12 protein-coding genes and 1 riboswitch are annotated in these 25,408 nt (G+C 33.4%); of the genes, 4 read left to right on the top strand and 8 right to left on the bottom strand.

Annotated features, from left to right (window positions below):
* Window positions 1-207: 207 nt before the first annotated feature.
* The 7 genes from GYM72_RS03480 to GYM72_RS09870 all read right to left on the bottom strand — a co-directional run bounded on the left by GYM72_RS03480 (window position 208) and on the right by GYM72_RS09870 (window position 18,352).
* Complete coding sequence (locus GYM72_RS03480; RefSeq protein ID WP_220264715.1) at window positions 208-786, bottom strand: hypothetical protein; 579 nt, start codon at window positions 784-786, stop codon at window positions 208-210.
* 84 nt (window positions 787-870) lie between these two features.
* Window positions 871-1,587 carry a hypothetical protein gene (locus tag GYM72_RS03475; RefSeq protein ID WP_220264714.1) on the bottom strand — a complete coding sequence of 239 codons (717 nt, stop codon included), beginning with the start codon at window positions 1,585-1,587 and terminating at the stop codon, window positions 871-873.
* Window positions 1,588-1,981: 394 nt separating this feature from the next.
* Window positions 1,982-2,383, bottom strand: coding sequence for a hypothetical protein (locus GYM72_RS03470; protein ID WP_220264713.1), 402 nt, complete (start codon window positions 2,381-2,383; stop codon window positions 1,982-1,984).
* 13 nt (window positions 2,384-2,396) lie between these two features.
* Complete coding sequence (locus GYM72_RS09875; RefSeq protein ID WP_255571565.1) at window positions 2,397-4,547, bottom strand: RHS repeat domain-containing protein; 2,151 nt, start codon at window positions 4,545-4,547, stop codon at window positions 2,397-2,399.
* Between the two features lie 410 nt (window positions 4,548-4,957).
* Window positions 4,958-5,386 carry a hypothetical protein gene (locus GYM72_RS03460; protein WP_220264712.1) on the bottom strand — a complete coding sequence of 143 codons (429 nt, stop codon included), beginning with the start codon at window positions 5,384-5,386 and terminating at the stop codon, window positions 4,958-4,960.
* Between the two features lie 2 nt (window positions 5,387-5,388).
* On the bottom strand, window positions 5,389-15,243 hold the full coding sequence (locus GYM72_RS03455; RefSeq protein WP_220264711.1) for a toxin TcdB middle/N-terminal domain-containing protein: 9,855 nt from the start codon (window positions 15,241-15,243) through the stop codon (window positions 5,389-5,391).
* 37 nt (window positions 15,244-15,280) lie between these two features.
* Window positions 15,281-18,352 (bottom strand): T9SS type A sorting domain-containing protein, encoded by a 3,072-nt coding sequence (locus tag GYM72_RS09870; protein ID WP_255571563.1) that lies wholly within the window; start codon window positions 18,350-18,352, stop codon window positions 15,281-15,283.
* A gap of 418 nt (window positions 18,353-18,770) precedes the next feature.
* Between GYM72_RS09870 and GYM72_RS03445 the strand changes: the two genes are divergently transcribed.
* The gene (locus tag GYM72_RS03445) at window positions 18,771-19,406 is read left to right on the top strand and encodes a DUF6348 family protein (protein WP_220264710.1); all 636 of its coding nucleotides are present in this window, start codon (window positions 18,771-18,773) and stop codon (window positions 19,404-19,406) included.
* 140 nt (window positions 19,407-19,546) lie between these two features.
* A complete protein-coding gene (gene leuS / locus GYM72_RS03440; protein ID WP_220264948.1) occupies window positions 19,547-22,402 on the top strand; it encodes a leucine--tRNA ligase in 2,856 nt (951 codons plus the stop codon).
* Window positions 22,403-22,470: 68 nt separating this feature from the next.
* On the opposite strand, the gene GYM72_RS03435 is transcribed toward leuS, so the two are convergent.
* Complete coding sequence (locus GYM72_RS03435; protein ID WP_220264709.1) at window positions 22,471-23,238, bottom strand: SDR family NAD(P)-dependent oxidoreductase; 768 nt, start codon at window positions 23,236-23,238, stop codon at window positions 22,471-22,473.
* 121 nt (window positions 23,239-23,359) lie between these two features.
* Between GYM72_RS03435 and GYM72_RS03430 the strand changes: the two genes are divergently transcribed.
* Both GYM72_RS03430 and GYM72_RS03425 read left to right on the top strand, forming a co-directional pair.
* On the top strand, window positions 23,360-23,668 hold the full coding sequence (locus tag GYM72_RS03430; RefSeq protein WP_220264708.1) for a MerR family transcriptional regulator: 309 nt from the start codon (window positions 23,360-23,362) through the stop codon (window positions 23,666-23,668).
* A 320-nt stretch (window positions 23,669-23,988) separates the two neighbouring features.
* Window positions 23,989-24,086, top strand: a riboswitch (SAM riboswitch).
* Window positions 24,087-24,245: 159 nt separating this feature from the next.
* Window positions 24,246-25,382 carry a PLP-dependent aspartate aminotransferase family protein gene (locus tag GYM72_RS03425; RefSeq protein WP_220264707.1) on the top strand — a complete coding sequence of 379 codons (1,137 nt, stop codon included), beginning with the start codon at window positions 24,246-24,248 and terminating at the stop codon, window positions 25,380-25,382.
* Window positions 25,383-25,408 lie beyond the last annotated feature (26 nt).

Genomic DNA, 25,408 nt, shown 5'->3' with positions numbered 1-25,408 from the left:
ATAAATGGGACATTTACAACATAGCTCGTTTATTCCTGAGGAGGAAATGGACTTGGGAAATGGAGTTGTTTGATTTCATTGAATAGGGAGTAAAAAAAACGACCGATACGTATCGGTCGCTTTCTTTCTAGATATTTATTAAATATTTATTTGTCTTAATATTGGAGACTAGTTCATTTTTACATAACCTTTTAGGTAAGTTATTAATTATAAGTATTTTTCCCATACTTCATATAATTTTATTAATTCAGAATCACTTCCTATACCTTCTCCAAATATCTCCCCAATATTATTCATAATTCTAATTGGATTTAAATCACTACCTTTTTTATTACTTAAAGAAATTACCATATTTCCATGATTAATATCTCTATTTTTAGCCGAAGAAAAATGTTGCTTCCAATATAAATTTTTATAGTTATGAATAAACACCTCACCAAAATAAATACCAGCATCTAATAATATAGTCCTTGTTTCTAACGTTAGAGTCCAATCATCAATATCTATATAATCTGGTACTGTTGCCCTAACTTTTGCATAATCTTCTTCACTTAGTTGTTGTATCTTCACATTCGTTTTTAACCATTTACCTAACCCCATTAAAGATTCTTTGCTATAGTCCATTTGCCAATCCTCATAACCTAGAGTTCTTTGTACGAGATATTCTAATTCCAATAAACATTTATCCTTATTTTCATTAAACCAAACCTCATATATTTTTAATTCTTTCTTATCCTTTTCTCTAAAATCTTGACTAAATAATAATATATTAAACAGTTCTTCCATACTCTAAATTTTAATGATTAACTACTTTAATTCCTTTATTTTGTAATTCATTCAATAAAGGTTGAGAAGCTCCCCCTTTTCCTGTTACCGGACTTTTAAAGAAATGCCAGGTAGAACTTTTATTTCCTTTTTACTCATTAATTCAATATCTTTAGCAATTTGTTTTTGAATACTTTTTGTTAAAGTTGTATATCCTACTTTAGATTCATGAGCTGCTCCTTTTACTAATTGATCTACTATTCTTGCTCCCTGGGATGTTTCAAATCTAACTTGAGATTTTCCTCCCAAAGCTTTCAAGGCTTCTTCTCCTACAATTCCAGTTGATCCAATCTTAGAGTAATTACTTACTGCACCACTAATATTTCCAACCTTAGATGTATTACTTATTAGTCCTGCACTTCCTGAACCTATTATGCTAATACCCGCATCAACTATCTCTGCATTTTGCTTTGACATTCCTGCTGCTTGTAAGCCTTGACTAGTAAGTGAACTTTCTTCTTCTCCTGTCCACATTTGCCTTAATCCGGAACTAGCTACATCAGCCCCATAAACTGCTACTACAACTCCAGCTGCTTTAGTTGCCATTGTGGGCTCTGGTGTTACTAGTAAAGCACCTCCTGCTACCATTTCTAAAGCACCTCCTATAGCTTTTACTCCTCCCAAAATTCTTGTCCATACTTGTTTTCCATATGGATCAATCAGTATAATTGGACTTTGGTAACAATACCCATACGTATTGAGATTAAACGAGTTATACACTCCTTCGTTGTGTTGCCCGTCTATGTAGTGTTCTACTTCCATAATCGGATTATATCCGCTTAATGGATCAGTACTTAACCATACACTTTCTCTTGGATTATAGTATCTTGCTCCGTAATAATGTATTTTTTCAAATAACTTTGTTAGCTAAATTAGTTTTTTATCCTTATCTCTATAATTAATTTATCTTTTTTATCATACAAGAATATCTTTTTTCTCAACTTTTAATGTAATCTAGGTAAATTCACTATTTTCATGGAACACTTAAAAAATCAGAAATCAATTTTAAGGACATTTAAAATGTACTGCAACTCCACCGCTAACTTATCCCCTACGATGAACTTGAATAGTGGTATAAGATTTAGCAAACTTCAATAAAAACCCCGCGAAATGCGGGGTTTGGTTTATAATTTAAGAAGTTATTTTTTAAACTTATTTAGAAATTGGCTTTATCAACTCGTGACTTTAAACCCTTATACTTTGCTAAATATTCTTCATTTCCTTCAAATTCTAAATTTTCTAAAAAATTTTTCTCAAAGTCTACTATAGATATATCATCTATATTCAAAATCTTCTTATTTTGTTTAAAATAATTTAGTCCAACACTTGTTAAAGTTTGATACATTGTAAAAACCATGATTGAATCCCACCAAGTGTACTTTTTTTTATTCTCAATCTCTACTACGTACTCTACTTCTCTATAATCTTCTCTTATAGATTCAATATATGTTTTTGTCTTTTCTACATTTTCTATATTATAAACTCCTTTCCATAAAGCTTTTACAGGATAAAATATATCCTCAAAGTATTTTTCTTCTATTTTTTCTTTTTTCTTCATACTAATTAAGCTTTTAATGTCCTATAATTTTACCATTCTGATCCGTAGTGATCCTTTTTCCTGTAGTCTTACTTGTCTTACCAAAATCCCTAGTCCCCTTGGGCCATATCTTAAACTCTCCTTCTTTGCCTCTATGCGTTGTATTGGATCTTCTATAGATAGCTCCGGTCTTCTTATGTATCTTACCTCCATCTGATTTAGATGGTTTAAATTGATCAGGTTCGTTATCAGGAGTAGGCAATTTCCCATCTTTACCTTCTTTCTGCAATTTCTTCGCCGTTTTCTGTCCCTCTGATCCTTCTTTTAACTTTCCTAAATCACTACTTCTTGTATCACTCTCTCCTTTATCCTCACTTTTTAAAAGAGTTATCCCTCTTTCTTTTAAGGTTTGTTCGTGGATTTCATCTAATGCTTCTTGTTCTCCCTGATTCAATGCTGTTGAATGCAACACTGCTCCTAATACTGTGGTTGGAATATCTAATATCCCTCCTATTATTCCTCCTACTTTTTCTCCTAAAAATTTTCTTCCTACAACTTTTCCTACTGCGGCTCCTACTGATTGCTTTCCGTTGGGATCTACTAATAGAACAGGATTTTGATAACAATACCCATACGTATTAAGGTTAAACGAGTTATACACTCCTCCGTTGTGTTGACCGTCTATGTAGTGTTCTACTTCCATCACTGGGTTATATCCGCTTAATGGATCAGTACTTAACCATACACTCTCTCTTGGATTATAATATCTAGCACCATAATAATACAGTCCTGTTTCCTCATCCAACTCTTTTCCATTAAATAAGTAAGGGGTATTCCAACTGTTGTTTCTTTCTTCTATAAACACTTCTCCAAACGGTACATATTCTACATGCTGTACTATTTCGCCGTCTAAGTTAGTGATATAACTTGAGCTGCCCAAATGATCCGGGTGATAATAATACTGCATTTTCTCATAGTTCACATTGCCGATTCCTATGCCTGCTCTTAAGGCTGTATTCTGAGAACAACAGAAGCCTTCCCCGTTTACGTAATCGTCATTGTCTTTTCCGTTATACGGTACTTCAAAGTACGCATAGTTTCCTTTTAAGTCTTCAATGCTTCTTTGGTATTTCGCTTTCCAGTTGATCGTTACTCCGGGTACGCTTGATCCTGCATACTCTATTCTTCTCGGATCTGCTCCAAAGCTTTCTATATCTCCCAACTTACTTACTATTCGTTGGCTTCCTGCGTAGTAATGTTTGGTATATTTTCCATTAGGACTTACTACTAAATAAGGGTTAATATAGGCCGTGAATCCTTGTGTTTCGGTATAGCCGCCTGAGAATAAGGAATTGATATACACTTGCTCGCTTTCGCCGCTTGTTTTGATTACTCGTTCTCCTGAAGCATCGTACACATAGTTACTTACATACCCATTATCATCTATTGCCATTAATCGGTTTTCTTCATCCCAGCGTAATTTCCTTTCTTGCGTTTGGCTGGTTTTTCTTAAATCCTTCTTCTCTAATTCTACATTTACATAGGTTAGATTTCCGTTTAAATCATAGTGGTAATTCTTGTGCTCTTGGCGTTTTTCTTCTTCTTGACTTTCTTCTTCTCTGTAATTGATGTCTTGAACGGTTTTTATTTGATTCTTTTTCGTTGAATCGTAGGTATACGATAAGTTATAACCTGCTTTTAATCCGCCTTCAATCATTATGCCTTGTTGACTTACTTGTTGGTTTTTGCTTACGATATTATGTAAGTTATCGTAACCCATTTGCAAGCTGTATGCGGCCGTTTTGTTATCCGCTCCTGTGTAACTTCCTTGTGCCTGTACTAAGCGGTAAAGTCCATCGTAGGCATAGTCATGTTGCATTTGTCCTCCCATAGTCTTTTTGTTGTCCTGAGGTAGCGGGGCTTGGTTGGATACGCTTAGTACATTGCTAACAGCGTCATAGGTATATTTGTTATTAATGATCTGAGTTCTTACTCCTGACCTTTGCGTTTTCGGTGATACCCAAACTTGTAAATCGCTAAGTCTTCTTCTTTCTGGATCATAGGTATAAGTGGTTTCCGAGCCGTTGCAATATTTTAGATAATTTCTTTGTTCGAATTTATCATACCCTATTTTATTTACATAGTCATAGCTATAAGCTTTGCTTCCCTTAATTTTGGTTAACAATCCTGCTGTATTATAGATATATTCTACTTTTTCTTGATCCGGATAGATGATCTGCTCTAGTTTATTCCAGCTGTCGTACTTGGTTTGGGTTACGTTACTTTTGGATGAATTTAATTTTTTTCAGATTACTTTATTTGTAAGATTGCCAAACGGCTTTTTGATATCTCTCATTCTCTAAATACACCGAACACAATCAATGGGATATTTAAAATATCCTGCAACTCATTCGTTCGCTTAGCTTATCTCTGAATGTGAATTGGAATTGTTGGATCTATTGAGAAAGGAGTAATGACAAAGGCGGCTCATAAGTGCCGCCTTTGTCTTATTTTTTGGAATTACTTCAAAATTAAAGTTGATTAGGCCGTTAATTAAAAAAATTAATAAATATCATTAGTTTAAATATGTTTAAATTATTCATTTTGTAAAAATTTGCTTAATTTAGGGAATACTGAATCTAAATTTTTACCATAAAATAAATCACCATATAATAAGCCCGATTCAAAGTAACTATTTAATCTTTTTCGATCTTGTTTTGATACGTTTTTTATAGCATTTAAATATTTATCCTCTCCAATATTATAAATTAGATGAATTAATACTTCTCCATGATCATACGATGTACCATCACCAAAATGTAATAAAGATATTTTTTCTATATCTTTATCTTCTCCATTGAGAGCCGATTCTAATAAATCACAATAATTAATATGATATTTTTCCTTAGATACGGTACTTAATAAATCACTAACTTCTATTCCTTTTATTTCACACTTATCATTACAGGATGATTGAAAGATAGCTAAAATAACAAAACAAATGATTTTATAATTTATTTTCATTTTTAATCTAGTTTAGTGGGTATATTATCTTCTCCTGTTACTTTAAGGGTACCATAATTTATTAATTTTGAAAATGGATTCCATTTTTGCCTGCCCCTCCTTTCGGGAACAGTTGTTGTATTTGTTCCTTCAATTGAATTTTTTATAATACCCCATTCTTCGGATCTATCTTCTTGAGATATATCTGTAGTAACACATCCATGGCTTAAAGTTCCTAAATGAAATCTAAATCCATCACGTCCAGTTTCATCATCCATATCATTATATCTTTCACTATCCTGCTTATCTAATCTAAACCAGTCTTTATGATGAGGTTTGGTGTCTGCATTATTATCTAAAATGTCATATTTTCCATTTGGAATAGGTTTCTGTTCGGGTCTATTAGGATCTCTTGTAACTTTACCATTTTCAGCTCGCCCACCAGTAAATACATTTATCACTAAGATACCATAATTATACTTAGTCTTATCTTTAGAAGTTAGTTTACTATAATCTTGCGCTGAAACAAATCTATAATTTAATTTAGGATTAACCTTGCTTATATCTGGAATTATTGCCAAACGATTTGTTGATTTATTAAATACTGCTACAACCTGCTTCCCATTCGGGTCTATATAAAGAACAGGATTTTGATACGTATAAATATAAGGATTTAAATTTCCAGAGTTGTAAACTCCCCCGTTATGCTGTCCGTCGATGTAGTGTTCCGTTTCCATCACCAGGTTGTATCCCGCCAGCGGGTCCACAGACAACCACACGGATTCCCTTGGGTTATAGTACCGGGCACCGTAATAATACAGTCCTGTCTCTTCATCCAACTCTTTTCCATTGAATAAGTAAGGGGTATTCCAACTGTTGTTTCTTTCCTCTATAAACACTTCTCCAAACGGTACATACTCTACATGCTGTACTATTTCACCGTCTAAGTTAGTGATATAACTTGAGCTGCCCAAATGATCCGGGTGATAATAATACTGCATTTTCTCATAATTCACATTGCCGATTCCTATCCCTGCTCTTAAGGCTGTACTCTGAGAACAACAGAAACCTTCCCCGTTTACGTAATCGTCATTGTCTTTTCCATTATACGGTACTTCAAAGTACGCATAGTTCCCTTTTAAGTCTTCAATGCTTCTTTGGTATTTTGCTTTCCAGTTGATCGTTACTCCGGGTACGCTTGATCCTGCATACTCTATTCTTCTCGGATCTGCACCAAAGCTTTCTATATCTCCCAACTTACTCACTATTCGTTGACTTCCTGCGTAGTAATGTTTGGTATATTTTCCATTGGGACTTACTACTAAGAAGGGGTTGATATAGGCCGTGAATCCTTGTGTTTCGGTATTGCCGCCTGAGAATAAGGAATTGATATACACTTGCTCGCTTTCGCCGCTTGTTTTGATTACTCGTTCTCCTGAAGCATCGTACACATAGTTACTTACATACCCATTATCATCTATTGCCATTAATCGGTTTTCTTCATCCCAGCGTAATTTCCTTTCTTGCGTTTGGCTGGTTTTTCTTAAATCCTTCTTCTCTAATTCTACATTTACATAGGTTAGATTTCCGTTTAAATCATAGTGATAATTCTTGTGCTCTTGGCGTTTTTCTTCTTCTTGACTTTCTTCTTCTCTGTAATTGATGTCTTGAACGGTTTTTATTTGATTCTTTTTCGTTGAATCGTAGGTATACGATAAGTTATAACCTGCTTTTAATCCGCCTTCAATCATTATGCCTTGTTGACTTACTTGTTGGTTTTTGCTTACGATATTATGTAAGTTATCGTAACCCATTTGCAAGCTGTATGCGGCCGTTTTGTTATCCGCTCCTGTGTAACTTCCTTGTGCCTGTACTAAGCGGTAAAGTCCATCGTAGGCATAGTCATGTTGCATTTGTCCTCCCATAGTCTTTTTGTTGTCCTGAGGTAGCGGGGCTTGGTTGGATACGCTTAGTACATTGCTAACAGCGTCATAGGTATATTTGTTATTAATGATCTGAGTTCTTACTCCTGACCTTTGCGTTTTCGGTGATACCCAAACTTGTAAATCGCTAAGTCTTCTTCTTTCTGGATCATAGGTATAAGTGGTTTCCGAGCCGTTGCAATATTTTAGATAATTTCTTTGTTCGAATTTATCATACCCTATTTTATTTACATAGTCATAGCTATAAGCTTTGCTTCCCTTAATTTTGGTTAACAATCCTGCTGTATTATAGATATATTCTACTTTTTCTTGATCCGGATAGATGATCTGCTCTAGTTTATTCCAGCTGTCGTACTTGGTTTGGGTTACGTAGGTAGCGATCGCTTGATTAGGAATTATAACCGTTCTGCGTACTTCAGTAATTTCTCCTAAAGTTCCATATTTAAATTCCTGAGCTCCGGTTGCATCTTCTTGCAACATCACTTTTCCTATACGATTATATTTTGAATTTTTATCTCCATAGTAATAGGTAACGTTATTTTGTGGATGTTCCGGATAATGTATTGATTTTAATCGGGTATAATCATATTCGTATTCTATTTTTTGATTTGTTTTTTCTAAGTTGGAAGTCTGACGAGTTATTACATTTCCTAAGGCATCATAACTTAATTGGGTAATTCCTGCACTTGGATGTGATAAATGAATTCTTCTTCCGGCTAAGTCATACTTCGATTGAGTGATTTGTCCCTCGGTATCGATGACTTCTAATAATTGATTGATGCCATCGTAAGTATAACGGGTAGTAATTATTCCTGATGGGCCGGATAGTTGTTCGGTCTTAACGGTAAGACCCGATCCGTTGGCATAGGTTTTCTGTTTTCCTCCCATAGCATCCGTAAAGATGGTTACTTGCTGTCTTTCAGTCGGATTTATTGTATACTCGGTGGTTTGAGTACTGGAATCCGGAAGGATATTTGCTACGGTACGGTCTAACAGGTCATAGTTGCTTACACTTGGGTTTACTTTATCGAAGTTTCGATTAAATTCTATGGCATGTTCCGGCGATTCGGTAATCGGATAGTAGCTTTTTACTACTCGTCCGAACGGATCCAGCATAGTTCTTCCGCTTACAATAAGTACCTTTTCGTCCTGAGGATTACTTCCGTTTGCATCGGTATGTGTTATCACTCCGTCTTTTTTTACCTGTAAGGTTTTTCCTGCTCCGTCAACAAAACTTAACGTTTTTATATCCTCTGTAGGGTGTTGCGGATTGTAATGATAAGTTATTGCATAAGCAGGGTTTTCAATGTCTCCATTTGAATTTAAAACTACTGACGGATTATATTTATATTTTATAGTATAAGGTAAATCCAATTCCAATTCATTAGGTCCGGTTATGGTCGCAATTCTTCCCAGATTATCTATTGTGGTTTCTGTGAAATATCCGTTGATATCTTTACTGGTTAACGGTATTCCATAACGATAATCATAATTTTCTAATAAACTGGTATATCCATAGGCATCATCAATACGCTCTACATACATATGGTAATCTTTATCGTATCTATATTTATACCACATTCTTTGGCCTTTAGTATTAGCCGGTAAAGTTTTTTGGGTAATATTTCCGTACTTGTCGTAAGTTATATCAGTTACCGATTCTTCTTTATCATTGAGTTTTTGACGAACTCGGGTAAGATGATTTGAATAGTTTAGATCATACTCTGCCGTTACTTCTCTTTGAACACTTCCGCCTGATCCTTTGACTTGAACTTTTACCGGTAATCCGAAAATGTTCTTATTAGGATTAGAGGTATAGGAAACGGATGTTTGATAGTTATAGCTTCCTGCTCCGTTTTCGCCTAAATTTCCGCTATCACTGTATCGGTAGTTGGAAAGTTCTCCGTATTGATCTGCCAAGTCATACGAATACCAGGTTTCATTGGTTACTATCCCTTGATCTTTACCTTCAAACACTGTATTGCGGGTATATTGTAGTGGAGCAAACGACGCTTGATCATCAGAACATACTATGTTGGAAGAAATGCTATAGTTGTTTCTATCCTTTTGTTTTACTTCGTATTGATAATATTTGTTTTCAGTTTGGGCATATTTTTTCCCTTGAGCATCGGTGATGGTTGTTTTTAATAAATTACCTGAAGTATAGTAATTCGTAACATCATATTCATCAATGGTTTTTCTATATACTTGATTGTTGTTTTCGGTATTTATACTTATTTTTTCTACTTTTCCAAAGCCTAAAAATTCTCTTTCATGTCTGTCTTGTTTTCCTTCCAGATAACGATATTCCATACGGTTATTGGCTCCATCATCATGAATTCCATCGTCAATTTCTACAGATGATAACACCCATTTTCCTCCCGGATGTTCATAAGTAGCTTCGGAACGGTTATAATCAAGCATGAATTTTCCCCCTATGGAATTGGATACTTTGCTCAATTTATTGGTTCTTCCAATGGTTGAGCGCTTCACTTTTATACTTCCCGAATTATCTGTCCATACCATATCCGGATATCCATCCCCATCGACATCTTTGATTTCGAAGGTTGTGTGACTGGTGGAATTGGAAGAGTTTACTCCCGGATTTAAAGATATCTTTATTGGTGGAGCCACAAATAGTGGGATGACTATATTCACGGTATAGGAAACATTGGTTGAAATACTGACGGAAGAATTTTTATTTATACGATTCATCTCTTTCCACTCTTGTTCCGGAGCAAAAGAGGCTCCTTTATTTAGTGATACCCATGTTTTTCCCTCGTTAATGCGCACTTTATCTACTAAACCGTCACTGTTTACATCCATTAACTTAAAGTTGGATGTATTGGTTACAGTTGTTACATTAACTCCCCCTGAAAAACTGGATGAAGCTTTATCAAAAGATTTTATAGGCATATCCGCACCACCAGTGAATGTTTCAGATTTTCCGGTTTGTATATCGTTTATATCCCAATCAACTTCCGGACTGAAACTATAACCTAGATTAAAACGTACTTTACCATTCTTATAAACTTTATCCGGCAAACCGTCTCCATTAATATCCATTAAAGTATGTTCAACCTTTTCTTTCATTTTTGGTGGACTATCTACGGAAAGACTTAAAGACCCTATACCCAATTGAGCCGATTTAATATCTATAGAGTTTTTCTTTGCGCCTAAAGTTAGTTTAGTATCAATTGAAGAAGCTGTAATCGGAATAGATCCGAAAACATTTGCTTGACTACTACTGGTACTACGATGATTGCCTTCAAATCCGTTACGTGAATCAATCACTTCTCCGTCAAATCCCCCACGGGTATTGGTAAATTGTATCTTATTTTTGGTTATAATATCCGGATATCCGTCCCCGTTCATATCTGAAAAAGATACTGTTGTCTCATCACTACCCTCGGAATCATTATAGTTTACTCCAATACCAAATGAGGCTCCCGCTTGTTTAGTCGTGTTTTTTGACTTGCTGGTTAATTTGACCCCCAATGCTGAAGACCCCTGTATACAGCTACCGGAAGATGGAGATTTACTGCTTAATCCTTCCAATGGATTGGTAAGTTTAACCTCTTTTTCTCCTAAACGAGAAGCACTTAGAATTCCTTCTTTTATATATACATATCGATCGGCTCCTGTCCAATAACTCTTGGTTTCATTATCAAGACCCATCGGAATAAAGATCATGGTACGAGGATCCATATCAGCATTTTCATTCTGCGGCAATTGTAATTCCTTTTCATCTATAGGACGTGCATAACGTCCGGCATTGGCATTGTAAATAAATTGCCCCCAACCGCGATACATTGGTCCGAAACCTTTGTCTGAATCTTTTACAAAAATATTTGCATATCCATTAGACGACAATCCGTTTTCGGGTTGCAAAGTAAAAGTTAAAGCTTTCAAATTTTTGATGATCGTTGCATCTTTGGTGAAAGCTTCCACCCAAATATTTTCAGTTAAAGACTCATTGGCTGCTACTTCCAAATCCATGAGAGGTGGGGTAACGACAATTCCATTCTCAACTCTGATTTTATATCTTCCCAATAATCCTGTTTTTTTCTTGATGGTAATGGCCAGTTCTCCATTCAAAAGGTAAGAATTCATAGGATCATTTGCCAGCGCTTGAAATGTAAGTGATATTTTTTTAGTTTGGCCGGCATTTTCAAAAACTAAAGGATAGTAACTTCCTTCCCATTTTTGATGGTAAATGCTATAATTAACACTTCCCAGATCTGCCTCTTGACTGTCATCTAATTTTATCTGTGGTTTCCAACTAATTTTTTTCCAATTCACTTGACTGGGTGAACTCAAAGCAAAATAAAAGTTTGTCCAATTTTTGTTTTCGGGTACAGGTATTTCCAAATTTCCTTGATGAGTTTCGTTCCAATTAAATGTTTTTTCATAAACTATAATTTCCTCGGAACGACTGTCATTGGTTTGAATAACTTTTACCGTAACGTCATCAGATGTGATCGGTTTTTCAAAAGTTCCAAATATTACGGCTTTTTTATAATCACCGACACTGGTTGCTACATCCTGTGAAGCTATGTGGGATTCTGAGGATGGAAAACGATACATTTTTTGCCCGTCAGGATTTATACTGTTTAAGTCTGCTTCAACAATGGTAGTTTGTTCATAGGTTATAACGGGATTCCATTGTACTTGATCAAAGCTTCCATTAGACATTTCCTGGTTTCCTGATTGAACTCTGAAATAGATTTTATCTCCTTGTTTTACAGTCTCGGATAATTTTACATTGGCAGGATAATTAGTAAAATCACCTTTATTTATACTCTTATTCCATTTTTCTTTTCCTTTATACTGAATGGCAACTCTTACCCCATCGGCTTTTTCATATTCTTCGGTGTCATAATCTCCCGTTGGCGCTTGAAGCTGTACATTTCCTTCAATTTTTATCTTCCCGTCAAAAGGTGCTTCCCAAAATTTAACCACATCATAAAGTGGAGAATTATAAATAAGATCTTTTTGTTCCTGTGGATCTACTGCAGTGTCGGAACTATCTATAGTTCCTCCTCCCATAATCGGGCTTGGAGTTAATGAACTTTCTAATGTAAAGGAAGGAATCAAATTACCATCACTATCTCGGGTAATATGATTGAAATATACCTTACCGTTGGATACTAGATCAATTAACCCATCACTATTTACGTCTGCAAAATAGACGGTTGTAGTTGTATTAGTTGTCCCTCCGCTGATACCTACAGTTGCAGAGGCTAAACCAATTCCTGCTCGGGCAGAGCCACCTCCATTGGAACTAGTTGACTTTGTTTTAGAAAATTTATTTATACCTTTTATAGCAATAGGCTTACCAAATTTTTCCCCTTTTAAAGGTGTTAACAAATGAGGCTCATAATATAATACTCCATTTTTTTGATATACTTTATCCGTTAAACCATCACCGTTGATATCTATAAAAGTCGATTTACCTTCTGTCACACTAGTGGAATAACTGTAGCTGCCTCCCAAGGTTCCACTGTTAAATATGGCATCTCCATTAAAAATTCCTACTCCGGTATAGAAAGATCCTCCATAAGAGGTAGTTTTACTTTGATTTATCTTTTCGCCAGATCTTGCCCAAACTTCTTCTTGCTGGTTAAAAGGTATGTACCCCTCTTGTGATTTAACATCATCATAATAATCAAAACGATTGGAGGTAAATTCTTTTCCTTTATCGTCTTTGTGCGTTATCTGATCTAAAAGATCTGTATAAAATGCTCCGGATTTATATTTTAATTCATATTCTCTTAATTTGCTGCCTTCAAAGTCTATCTCAACAAGGGTAAGTAAACGATTAGAAGAGGTAAAAAATCCATATCGAGCTGAGTTTGTTTCTTTTTGCTTAGTTTTAGCAGAGGTGAATTTAACCACTGTATGCGGATTTTGTCCTTTGTTACCGGCATGTACTTCTTTAAGATATAAAGCTTTGGATTTCAAACCTCCTTTTACCGGCTCTTCCACTTGTTCATAAATGTATTCAATCCAATCTCCGTGTAGTTCATCTACTCTGGAAACTTTCCATTCCGTAATTACGTCTTTGCTCTTTCCTGATATATCGGTAACAGTTCCTTTAAGTATTCCTCCATTTCCTCCGTAAGTATATTTAACCCCTTTTCTGTTGGTTACTTCCCAGGTATAATTTCCCGGATTAGTTCCTTTCCTTTGAATGGTAGCAAAGCTCCCTTCTTTTCTGGAATAAAATAAGCGGTCTGATTTTCTGGCTATTTTTTCTCCTCTGTGGGCTATGGACGTATTTCCATCATCTCCCAGGGTTACCAACTGGGTCCCATCCATCGTATAGGTTTCGGTTTCTTTTGAGGTATCGTATCTCGGTACTCCCCAACGAGTATCTACTGTTATACTCGGAATATTCATATCCCAGCCCTCGCCTAACCATCCGCTACCTCCATCACTGTTATACTGAATACCTAGAGACGGACTCATTCCATTACGAGCAGGAGGCATTTCAAAAGTATAACTTAACGCTGCAGATCCACGATTATTGGCAGTGGGTGCGCTTATTAAATTCACCTTTGACAACGGATCGGCAACTTTAATATTGCTCATGGTTGTGGGTGTAAAACCATTAGTTTCCGGCGATTCCGGTACTTGTATCACCCCGTTAATCATATCCGTGAAATGAGTAGTTCGGGATATGATTACTTGATTTTTAGTATCTATACTGTCTCTTTCTAAAGCTACCCAATGATGGCTTTCCAAATCAAAATAGAAGGTACGAATATCTTTTTCGGTATAGCCGTTCGGAATTTTAGAGCGGTCGTAAGCCAACTTGAGTATTGCTCCTTCATTGAAATGCTCTCCATGAGGTAAAAATTTATACCCGTCTGCTTTCCCCGTCACATTTTTCATACCCATATCCAGTGCGGGAATGTCAATACTTCTTAATCCTCGAATCAGTATTTGCTTGTCACTTAACAAATTCTTACCATTTACACTCAATTCAGCTCCTAAAAGATTAATTACATTAGTTTCCTTATCTTTTTTAAACCAAATTTGTTTTTGATCCAAAGCTGATTGTAATAAATTGGTAAAATCTGGCTTACCAGATAATATGGTCGATTCTTTTACATATGTTTTACCTTCAGATACCAATTCTATAGTATTTACATCTCCAGACAGAATTGCCTCAAATTCACCTTGATAAGTGGTAGTTTGAACACCATTGATCTGTATATTACGATTTTTTTCATCCGGAAAATATCCTTTTACATAGGTGTCCCCTCCTTTATAGGATATGGCTTCCCATTGGAGAGGTTCTAAAATAGATTCCTGTTTTTCAATTTCAATTTTTAAATTTTTAATTTTATAACCATAAGTAGCATCTTTAGGTATTGAAAATTGAATATAATTTTCTCCTTGTTGTAACCAGTTAGAATTTATAGGTTCTTTTTGCTTAGTCCAATTATAATGTTTTTTTACCAAGTATCCCCCTCTGCTTATTCTATCATTAATACTCTTTGAAATTCCATTTTTATCGGAAACCCCGTATAAATCATAAATTAAGTATGTCTTATGATTTTGTAATGGCTTCTGATCTATATAGACCGTAAATATGTTATCTTCAGGATTATCAAAATTTTTATCATCCAATATTCCAATTATCCCTTCTTTAGTTTTCGAACTATAAAGAGTAGAAAGAGAAGTATTAGATTTATCTATTTGATTTTCTTTGCGAATTTTTAAATAATTTAATTCGTGCTCTTCAGACTTGTTAGAGTCTGCACTTATTTGATCAATTTTAATATTTTTTGTGTAAGTAACGCGTTTTTCCCTGGTTTTATATTTTTTATGTTCTAAAATAGGGATATATGGGGAAAAGCTTTGTAATGCCATGGTGGTAAGTAACACTAATGAAACAAACCTGGCTTGCTTTGAATTTAATTTCATAGTACAAAATTTTTGATTATGTATTTATGTATTATAATTAGTTGATTGAAATATGTTTAGTAAATTCTCCTTCTTCAGTAAATACTTTTACTACATATACTCCTTTTGGAAGACCTGAGATATCTACAATATGCTCCTTAGAAATTTCATTATTATTTTTATTATAAATCATGTTTCCGTTATAATCAAATACAGAAATCATTATTTTAGAAGGATTTTTTAGACTAATCTTTCCTGTTATCTCTGATTTATTATTGAAATCTTTATAATAAAATTGAACATGATTATCATCATCTACATTGGATGTTATTTGATAAATTCGATTATTTTCTGGCTGATTTAAACAATTTTCGTCGAGCGTTATAGTATGTTCGAGTATCGTTTTTGATAAATTGACTGATTTAGGATAAGGATGGACACCTAGGAAATTCCAATAGGTAGGTAGAGATTCTGTAAATCCGTCTGTATTTCTTATATTATATATTCTTCCATCATTATTATTGATTTTAAAAGCAAAAAAATGATAAGAGGAAAGATATTGCGTATAAAAAGTTTGACCATTTATTTTATAATAAACTTTATATGGCGACTCCTTTTCATTAAAATCTTTATAAATTTGAATTCTATCTCCTTCTTTAACAATGATATTATCTAACGGAGTATTACTTTTTGTATGTTCATTAATAATATAAATTCGCCCTTGATTAATTTCAAAGCCCGCTCTTATGTTAACATTAGCAACAGAATTGTCTCTTGGATGTAATGATAATCCCATTTGAAAATTTTGATCATTTCCTTTCAAAATCGTTTCAAAAAATCCGCCTCTATCCCAATCTATATTTTGAATACTATATGCTTTTGCTTCCACCGCAGTAGAATCTGAAATCAAATTAAAACCTCCCAATTCCTTTAATTTTAAAGTATATTGTCCGGATGAAAGTTCATTTATATTTAATTCGTTACCAAAAAAAACTCCTGCTTTTTTTATTTCATTATCTTTTTGATCGACTAATTCATATTCAAATCCTTCATCTCCTCTCAATATATTAACTTGAATAGTTCCATCATTTTTAGTAATTGAAGACGCATCACAGGTCGGATTGGATTTATTTATATTTGCAATTATATTATTTGGTCTGTAACCGAATGTAAATACATCACTTCCGTTTGAATCAGTATCGAAAAATACATTATTAAAAATTATTTTTTTTCTGTATGGATCAAAATCATCCGACTGATATAAATCAGTATTTTCTATTTTAAAATCTCCTTTACCTGATCTATCAATTAAAAGATAGGTTTTACCATCATTATATCCTTCAAATTCTTCAGCCCTATATTTTATATATCCTAATTCTATCTTAGTGCCATTATTTATAAAACCTCCAGTTCTAAAATCTTTAACTCGCGATTCATATTTCCATGGATACATTACTACACTAGTATAAAAATCATTTTCAATATCTTCTTCATTTATAGGTATATTCGGTGAAATTAAACCAGGAATAGGTGGAGCATATCCATTAAATCGAATAATAAAATCATCTTTAGATTTATCAATTTGAACCCGGTCCCCTACATTTAATTTAACTTTTATTTTATCTTTAACAATACCTCTGATAACGGTAAATACATCACCTTTATGATCTATATATAATCCATAATCGGAACTTTCATTTTGTTGATCTGTAATATTTTTAGTTCCAAATTTTAACATTATTCCTCCGTAAGGATTACCTAAGATAAAAGATGCATGTCCTTCGTAACCCGATAATGGTTTTTCACTATACAATATCTCAGGTTGAGAATTATTAGAATTAATCATTTTTATCTGAGAAAATTTGTATTTATCCTTAATAGCCTCTAAGTTATCGGAAACATGCCAAGTAATATCATTCTCACTTTTATCCATGTTGGTTTTCATTAACCATCGACGATTCATTATATTTAAACCTGCAAAACTTTCAATTTCTGAAGTTTTTAAATCCTCGTTATTATCTCCCCAAATCATGAATTCGGAATCAACCATGGAATTAGCCGGAAATTTTTCAATTACTAACAGCTTATTTCTATTAGACTGATTGTAATTATTGGCTGCATCAAAAGAATCCCCTTCCAAGCTATAACTTAAATAAGGACTTTCTTCATAAGATGTGGAACTTTTTCTTTGATATAACCCACTTAGATCATCTCTATAGATACCTGTAACCCTGTGATTAAATTTTTTTTGTTGATCTTTATCCCATAATAATTGATTATTGCTTCCTATCATGGAATTTTCTAACATAAAACCATATTTTAAAGCCAAATAGGTTTCCGATTTAATTTTTTCTAAAGGATTAAGTACCCTGTCATAAATTATTAATTCAGGAATATATGCTGTATAAACGGTATTTGGATCAAATAAATTAGTATCGTATGTTGAATTATTAAATTTATTAAACCAATAAAATTTTTCACCAAGAGATAAATTAGAATTCATTTTCTCCCCCCAAACATTCGTTGCCCTTTTATTTGTACGAAAATATGTAAACGAGCGCATCGATTTTTCCTTATACGATGTTATCCCCCCTAACGCATTTTCTTGTGGATGGTACATTAAATCATGCCCATTTTCCGAACCATAATCTAACATTCCTTTCTGACTTTCATTGCTATGGATAATTTTATCTTTATTCAAAACAATACCCTTTCCTGCAACTCCATTCAGAGCGAAAATATAACTCGGCTGCTCAAAATTTTCACCATAAATATTATTTTCTGCAAAAGTTCCTAAAATCGTAGCAGTTGATAAATTGGCGCTCCTTATTTGAACATCTTTACTATAGGAAGGATTGATTAAAAGTATAGAAGGGTTAAAATTATAAGACCTTCCAAAAGGATTCCATTCTACAATGTATTCATTTCCTGTATCATAATAATTAAGTCGTAAAGAATCACCCGAAAAATCTTTCCAAAGATATCTTCCATTTAAATTTCTGGTTTCTGGGACTGTTTTCATCCATAAAACAGCCCCAGGTACACCTCCCGGCCCAACAACTTTATTATTTTGAGCTGAGGTGAACATTGAATTAATACCAATAATTAATAAAAAGTATAATTTCCTCATAGTTTGTTAATTAAAAGTTTACATTTCAAATGTATTATTTTATTTCTAATGAGTATAATATTTGAAAAAAAAATTTGATTAATATTTACAAATAACTATTAATTATACCTTTATTTTGTTAAAATGCTAATCTTGTCTATTATTTAAATATAAAAAATAGTAAATTGACAATTATTTTTTTATGTATTGAAATATTTGATTTATTTATAGTTATAATTAGTCATGGATAATAATTAATGTTAATTAAAATATCATTGCAATTCATTTCTTAAAGATATCCACTTCAAAAATTATTACAATTTTGACTCTTCATACATCTTATTATGCTTCACATTATTATATTGATTCATACTATCGTAAAGAAAACTGATTAAATAATCTAAAAAAGATATTATGTAATTTTGAAGAAAAATAATCTATGTCACCTCAAGAAATTCTCGCTAATATGCTTCTTGCTCATGACCTACCCAGCATTGAATATAAAGACTGGCTTTTGGTTGATGAACAACTTCCTGCCATGCGTGCTGAAACATTTGATTTTAAAGAATATGAAAACGGAGCCAGTATACGTTTAGATATAACCTTACTTTTAGCCAGTAAAAAAACTATCTTGGAAAGCTACTTAGGTATTGGTAAAAATAAAATTAGTGCCATACAAAATGCTTTTCAAAATTTTGTAACTAATTCATTTCATGTGTTCTTATCTGCTTTTTGGCAGATTACAAATGATGATCAAATTGGAATTGAAGAATGGGAGATCAAAGGCATCCAATGGAAGGTATATATCGGTAATTTTGGGTGCAAAGGCGATTTCAATATTCCCGAGAATTTATTTAAAATCATAGAGGAACAAATTCAAGAGGAAAATCTAGAGGAAGATCTATACTGGCTTCGCATCTATTATGCTAATGTAAACAGCCGGGATATTATTATTGAAACTTTAAAAAATAATGAAGTATGGCCGGAAATGGAAAATAAATTGAAAACAATTACTTGGGACAGTTCCGATAAATTTTACAGTCTAAGAAATTTTATAATATTGAAGCGTAAGTAAGTTTGTAAGAATTATTATATATATTTCATATCATATATCCTCTTTTACTATTGTAAATAATACGTATGCTTTAAGCTGAAATTCAATTTTAAAAATTGAATAAATCATTACCTTTGCAAAAAATTAATTCAATTTTACCCATGCAATATAATTTTCAGGAAATCGAAAAAAAATGGCAAAAAAAATGGAAAGAGCAACAAACTTTTGCTGCTTCAAACCATACAGATAAACCCAAGTTTTATGTATTGGATATGTTTCCGTATCCTTCGGGAGCAGGTTTACATGTAGGTCATCCACTGGGTTATATTGCCTCTGATATTTATGCAAGGTTTAAACGCCATCAGGGTTTTAATGTACTTCATCCCATTGGTTATGACAGTTTCGGGCTACCTGCTGAACAATATGCTATTCAAACAGGCCAACATCCGGCGATAACCACAGAAGTTAATATTAACGGGGGTATAGATAATAAAGACAATGTTATTGCTGGATATAACAATCAATTGAAAAAATTGGGATTTTCTTTTGACTGGAATCGTGAAGTGAGAACATCTGATCCCGGCTATTATAAATGGACCCAATGGATTTTCATCCAACTTTTTAAGTCATATTACAATACTGCTTCGCAAGAGGCTCGTCCTATTACTGAATTAGTAGATATTTTTTCAAAAGAAGGTAATGCTAAAATAAATGCCTGTACCTCACCAATCGAAATATTTACGGCTGAAGATTGGAACCGTTTTTCAGATGAAAAAAAACAACATATTCTTTTAAATTATCGATTGGCTTATCGTGCAGAAACAACCGTTAACTGGTGTCCGGCTTTAGGTACGGTTCTGGCAAATGATGAAGTGGTAAATGGAGTTTCTGAACGAGGAGGATATCCTGTTTATCAAAAAAGCATGATGCAATGGTCTATGCGGATTACGGCTTATGCTGAAAGACTTCTTTCCGGATTGGAAACTATCGATTGGAGTGAATCAATCAAAGAAAGTCAACGTAATTGGATTGGTAAATCTTTAGGAGCAGAAATCAATTTTGCAGTTGCTGATTCTGAGACAACCGTTACAATTTTCACCACTCGTCCGGATACAATATTTGGTGCAACTTATATGGTTATGGCTCCTGAACATCCTCTTGTGGATCAAATTACTACCGGAACTTATTACGAAGCCGTAAACCAATATAAAGATCAAAGCACCAAACGATCGGAAAGGGAGCGAATCGCAGATGCTAAAACTGTTTCAGGACAATTTACCGGAGCTTATGCTATAAATCCTTTTACTCATAAAAAAATTCCTATTTATATTGCAGATTACGTATTATATGGATACGGAACAGGTGCCATAATGGCTGTTCCTGCTCACGATGAGCGCGATCATCGATTTGCTAAACATTTTGGACTTCCAATTGTTGAAGTAATTAAAGGAGGAACCGATGTTCAAGAAGAGGCTTTTTCTTCTAAAGAAGGAATCTGTATCAATTCCCAAATTTTAGACGGATTGACTGTTAAAGATGCTCAAGCTAAAATTATTGAGGAAATAGAAAAAATGAAAATCGGGCACGGAACTACCAACTACCGATTACGAGATGCCGTTTTTTCTCGTCAACGATATTGGGGGGAACCTATTCCTATATATTATAAAAATGATATTCCCTATGCTTTACCGGAATCCGCACTACCTTTACTCCTTCCGGAGGTTGAAAAATATTTGCCCACTGAAGACGGAGACCCTCCATTGGGACGTGCTACACAATGGGCCTGGGATACTGAAAATGAACAAGTTGTAAGTAACGACCGTATTAATCATACCACGATTTTTCCTTTAGATTTGAATACAATGCCCGGTTGGGCCGGAAGTTCCTGGTATTTTCTCAGATACACAGATCCAACTAACCATTCTTGCTTTGCCGATACTAAAAAAATAAATTATTGGGAAAACGTAGATTTATATATTGGAGGAAGTGAACATGCTACGGGACATTTATTGTATTCACGTTTTTGGAATAAATTTTTAAAAGATTATGGATACTGTGCCCAAGAAGAACCGTTCCAAAAATTAATTAATCAAGGGATGATTTTAGGTCAAAGTGCTTATATCTACCGAATTAACGGAACTAATAACTTCATCTCTTACAATTTATTACATGAAGCACAAGATACCTCTCCACTGCATATTGATGTAAAACTTCTTAAAGGAACTACAGATGAAGTTGATTTAGAAAAATTAAGAAATTGGAGAGATGAATTCAAAAATGCAGAGTTTATTCTTGAAGAAGGTAAATTTATATGCGGGAGAGAAGTAGAAAAGATGTCAAAATCTTACTACAATGTTATTAATCCGGATGATGTTTGTGATGAATACGGAGCCGACAGCTTACGTATGTATGAGATGTTTTTAGGACCTATTGAACAGGCTAAACCTTGGAATACTCAAGGACTTAGCGGAGTTCATGGATTCTTAAAAAAATTCTGGAAATTGTATCATTCCGGTGAAGGAGAAACTTTCTTTGTTTCAGATGAAAAACCTACTAAAGAAGAACAAAAAATAATTCATCAATTAATAAAAAAAGTTAAAGAGGATTTGGATAATTTTTCTTTCAATACATCCATAAGTTCTTTTATGATTGCTACCAATGATTTGGTAAAAATAAAATGTTATAAAAGAGAAATTTTAGAATCTTTGTGCATTTTAATCTCTCCTTATGCTCCACATATTGCAGAAGAGCTATGGGAAAAATTAGGACATGAAAATAGCATTGAATTTCAAGCATTCCCTGAATTTAACGCTGAATATCTTGTTTCCGAAATACATGAATATCCGGTTAGTTTTAATGGAAAAGTACGTTTTAAAATTGAAATGCCTATTTCCGCTACTCCTAAAGAAATTGAAGAAGCAGTAATGTCTCATGAAAAAACACCGAATTATCTTGACGGCAAACAACCTAAAAAGATTATTGTAGTGCCTAAACGAATTGTCAATATTGTACTATAAATAGACTTGAAAAACCAATCCCAAAACGGATTGGTTTTTTTATATTTTTTTATGCTACCTTTTATTAACTAATTAGTTGTTAATCCACCATCAACCGGTAGAATCGTTCCGGTAATCCATCGGGCTTGATCGGATGCCAGGAAAACAGCAGCCGCCCCAATATCTTCTACCGTTCCAATACTACCCATCGGATATATAGATTTAATCATTGTATGAAAATTTGTTTTCCCTTCTTCGCTAAGCTGTTCTAAATTATATCGTAGAAGCGGCGTATCGATACTTCCCGGAGCAATAGCATTAACCCGAATTCCATCTTTTCCTGCCTCAAAAGCCAATGATTTAGTAAATGAATCTATACCGCCCTTAGTCATGGAGTAAGCAGTAGATTCTCTTCCCGGTAACATTCTGTGTGAAAAATAAGATGAAATATTAATTATATTTCCTTTGGATTTTTTCAAAGATTGATACAAATTTTGAGTCAGTATATAAGGCGCTTTCATATTAAGATTAATGTGTTTATCTAATAAATCTTCAGATGTTTCTTCAAAAGGATTAAAACGACCGATCCCAGCATTATTAATTAACACATCAACGGTATTTACTTTTTCTAAAATTAGTTTACCAACTGAAGATAATTTTTCAATTTCCGTTAAATCCGCAGAAATCAGAGAAACAGTTACGTGATACGACGAAAATTCTTCTTTGATGTTATTTAATTTTTGAGGATCTCTGGCAATTAGAACAAGATTTGCTCTTTGTTGGGCGAAAGCACGAGCAATTCCCAAGCCTATTCCTTCTGTAGCGCCGGTTATCATAACATTTTTGTCTATGAACATAGTGTTTAAATTTTAATTATATTTTATTGTTAAATATTTACATTTTATGCAAATTATTTACAATTACAAATTTAACTTTTATTTTGTATATTTACTTCAAATAATGTAAATAATTTACAAAATGAACGAAACCAATCATTTATCTTTCGATTTTAAATTTTTAGAGCAATTAATTGTGGGCATTGGCGAAGTTTCTCAAATAACGGGAATTCCTACCCGACAAATTAGGTATTGGGAAGATAAAGGAATTATCAAAAGTCTTAAAGAACAGGAAGGAAAAAACAGAAGATACAATTATGAAAATATTAAAAAAATGATTCTAATAAAAGAATTATTGGAAGAAGGGTTTACATTAGATGCTGCTTCACAAAAATTAGACAGTCGAATGCAATTGATTGAAAATGTATTAAAAAAGCTTACCAATAAATAAAATCAGTATCTAATGAATGGGTTGTTAAAATATCATTTACATTGTATAATATTATTATTGATCTTACTATAAATCATGCCCTAGTATAAAATATTTACCATTGCAAAAAAATGTATTTTTTTAAACTTAGAATTAATTTCAACGGTTATTTAAATGCTTCTGTAGGTAAATTGATTTATATTTAGCATGCTTTATATCTTATATTATAATGATTAATAAAGATACATTACCTTTATAAATATTATAATAAAATCGTTTTTTATTGGAAATTAAAAAATAAAACGTATCTTTGTAATATATTTAACGATCATTAATAAAATTACTTATCAAGAAAGGTGGAGGGAATTGGCCCTATGATACCTTAGCAACCCTCTTATATGAGTAGGTGCTGCATCCAACCGTAAAGGAAAGATAAGTCGAAACAGCTTACATACAAATACAAATAATACGAGCTTCTTTCGACCTACATAAAGAAGCTAATTCATAATTTAGCATTTAAATGGGAATCTTGTATAAGTTGTTTTATGATGATTAATGAATTTTAAGGCATTTATTAATTAGAAAAAACAACCTAGTCATGAAATTAGAAACAAAATTAGTACATATTTCTACTCCTGATGTACTTACCGGAGCTATATCTACTCCTATTTACCAAACCTCTTCTTATGTTCAGGAAGAACCGGATGTGAATAAAGGATTTGCTTATACAAGAACGGCTAATCCAACCCGTAAAGTTGTAGAACAGGCCATTGCTGAATTAGAGGGCGGTATTGCCGGATTTGCTTTTTCATCGGGATTGGCTGCAACGGATTGTGTTTTAAAGTTATTAAAACAAGGGGATGAAATTATTGCTGTAAATGATGTTTACGGAGGTACTTATCGAATAGTTACTACAGTTTATAATAAATTTGGTGTAATCTCTAAATTTATTGATACTACTGATATTCAAAATGTCTTACAAGCAGTTTCAAATAAAACTCGCTTCATTTGGCTGGAAACCCCTACAAATCCTACTTTAAAAATATCCGACATTGAAGAAATCGCTAAAATTTCCAAGCAAGTGGGAGCACTATTAATTGTAGATAATACTTTTTTATCTCCTGCTTTACAACAACCGATACGTTTAGGAGCAGATATTGTTGTACACAGTGGAACTAAATATCTTTCAGGACATGGAGATGTTTTATCCGGATTTATAGTTGTGAAAGATCCTAAAATAGCCGAAGAATTAAAATATTTACAAAATACCTCAGGGGGCGTACTCTCGCCTTTTGATAGTTGGTTAACCTTACGCGGAATTCAAACTCTATCTCTGCGTATGGAAAAACATTCACAAAATGCTCAAAAAATTGCTGAATTTTTAACTACACATTCCAAAGTAGATAAAGTATATTATCCCGGATTAAAAAATCATCCCAATCATCATATTGCGGCCAAACAACAAAAAGGGTTTGGCGGAATGGTATCTTTTAGTTTAAAAGACGATACTTTAGAAACGGCAAAAGATTTTTTAACACGTACCAAAATTTTTCTTTTAGCTGAAAATTTAGGCGATGTTAGGAGTTTGGGTAGCCATCCTGCCACCATGACCCATAAATCAACCCCTCTTGAAGTTCGTAAAGAAACAGGAATTCAAGATTCTTTAATTCGTTTATCGGTAGGAATTGAAAATGTAGATGACCTGATTAATGATATCAAACAAGCTTTAGATTAACGGTTAATTTTATAAATTGAATAATT

The sequence above is a fragment of the Apibacter sp. ESL0404 genome (genome assembly GCF_019469245.1).
Taxonomy (GTDB): domain Bacteria; phylum Bacteroidota; class Bacteroidia; order Flavobacteriales; family Weeksellaceae; genus Apibacter.
The sequence above is the reverse complement of the archived record's forward strand: the minus strand, read 5'-3'. Positions and strand labels throughout refer to the sequence as shown.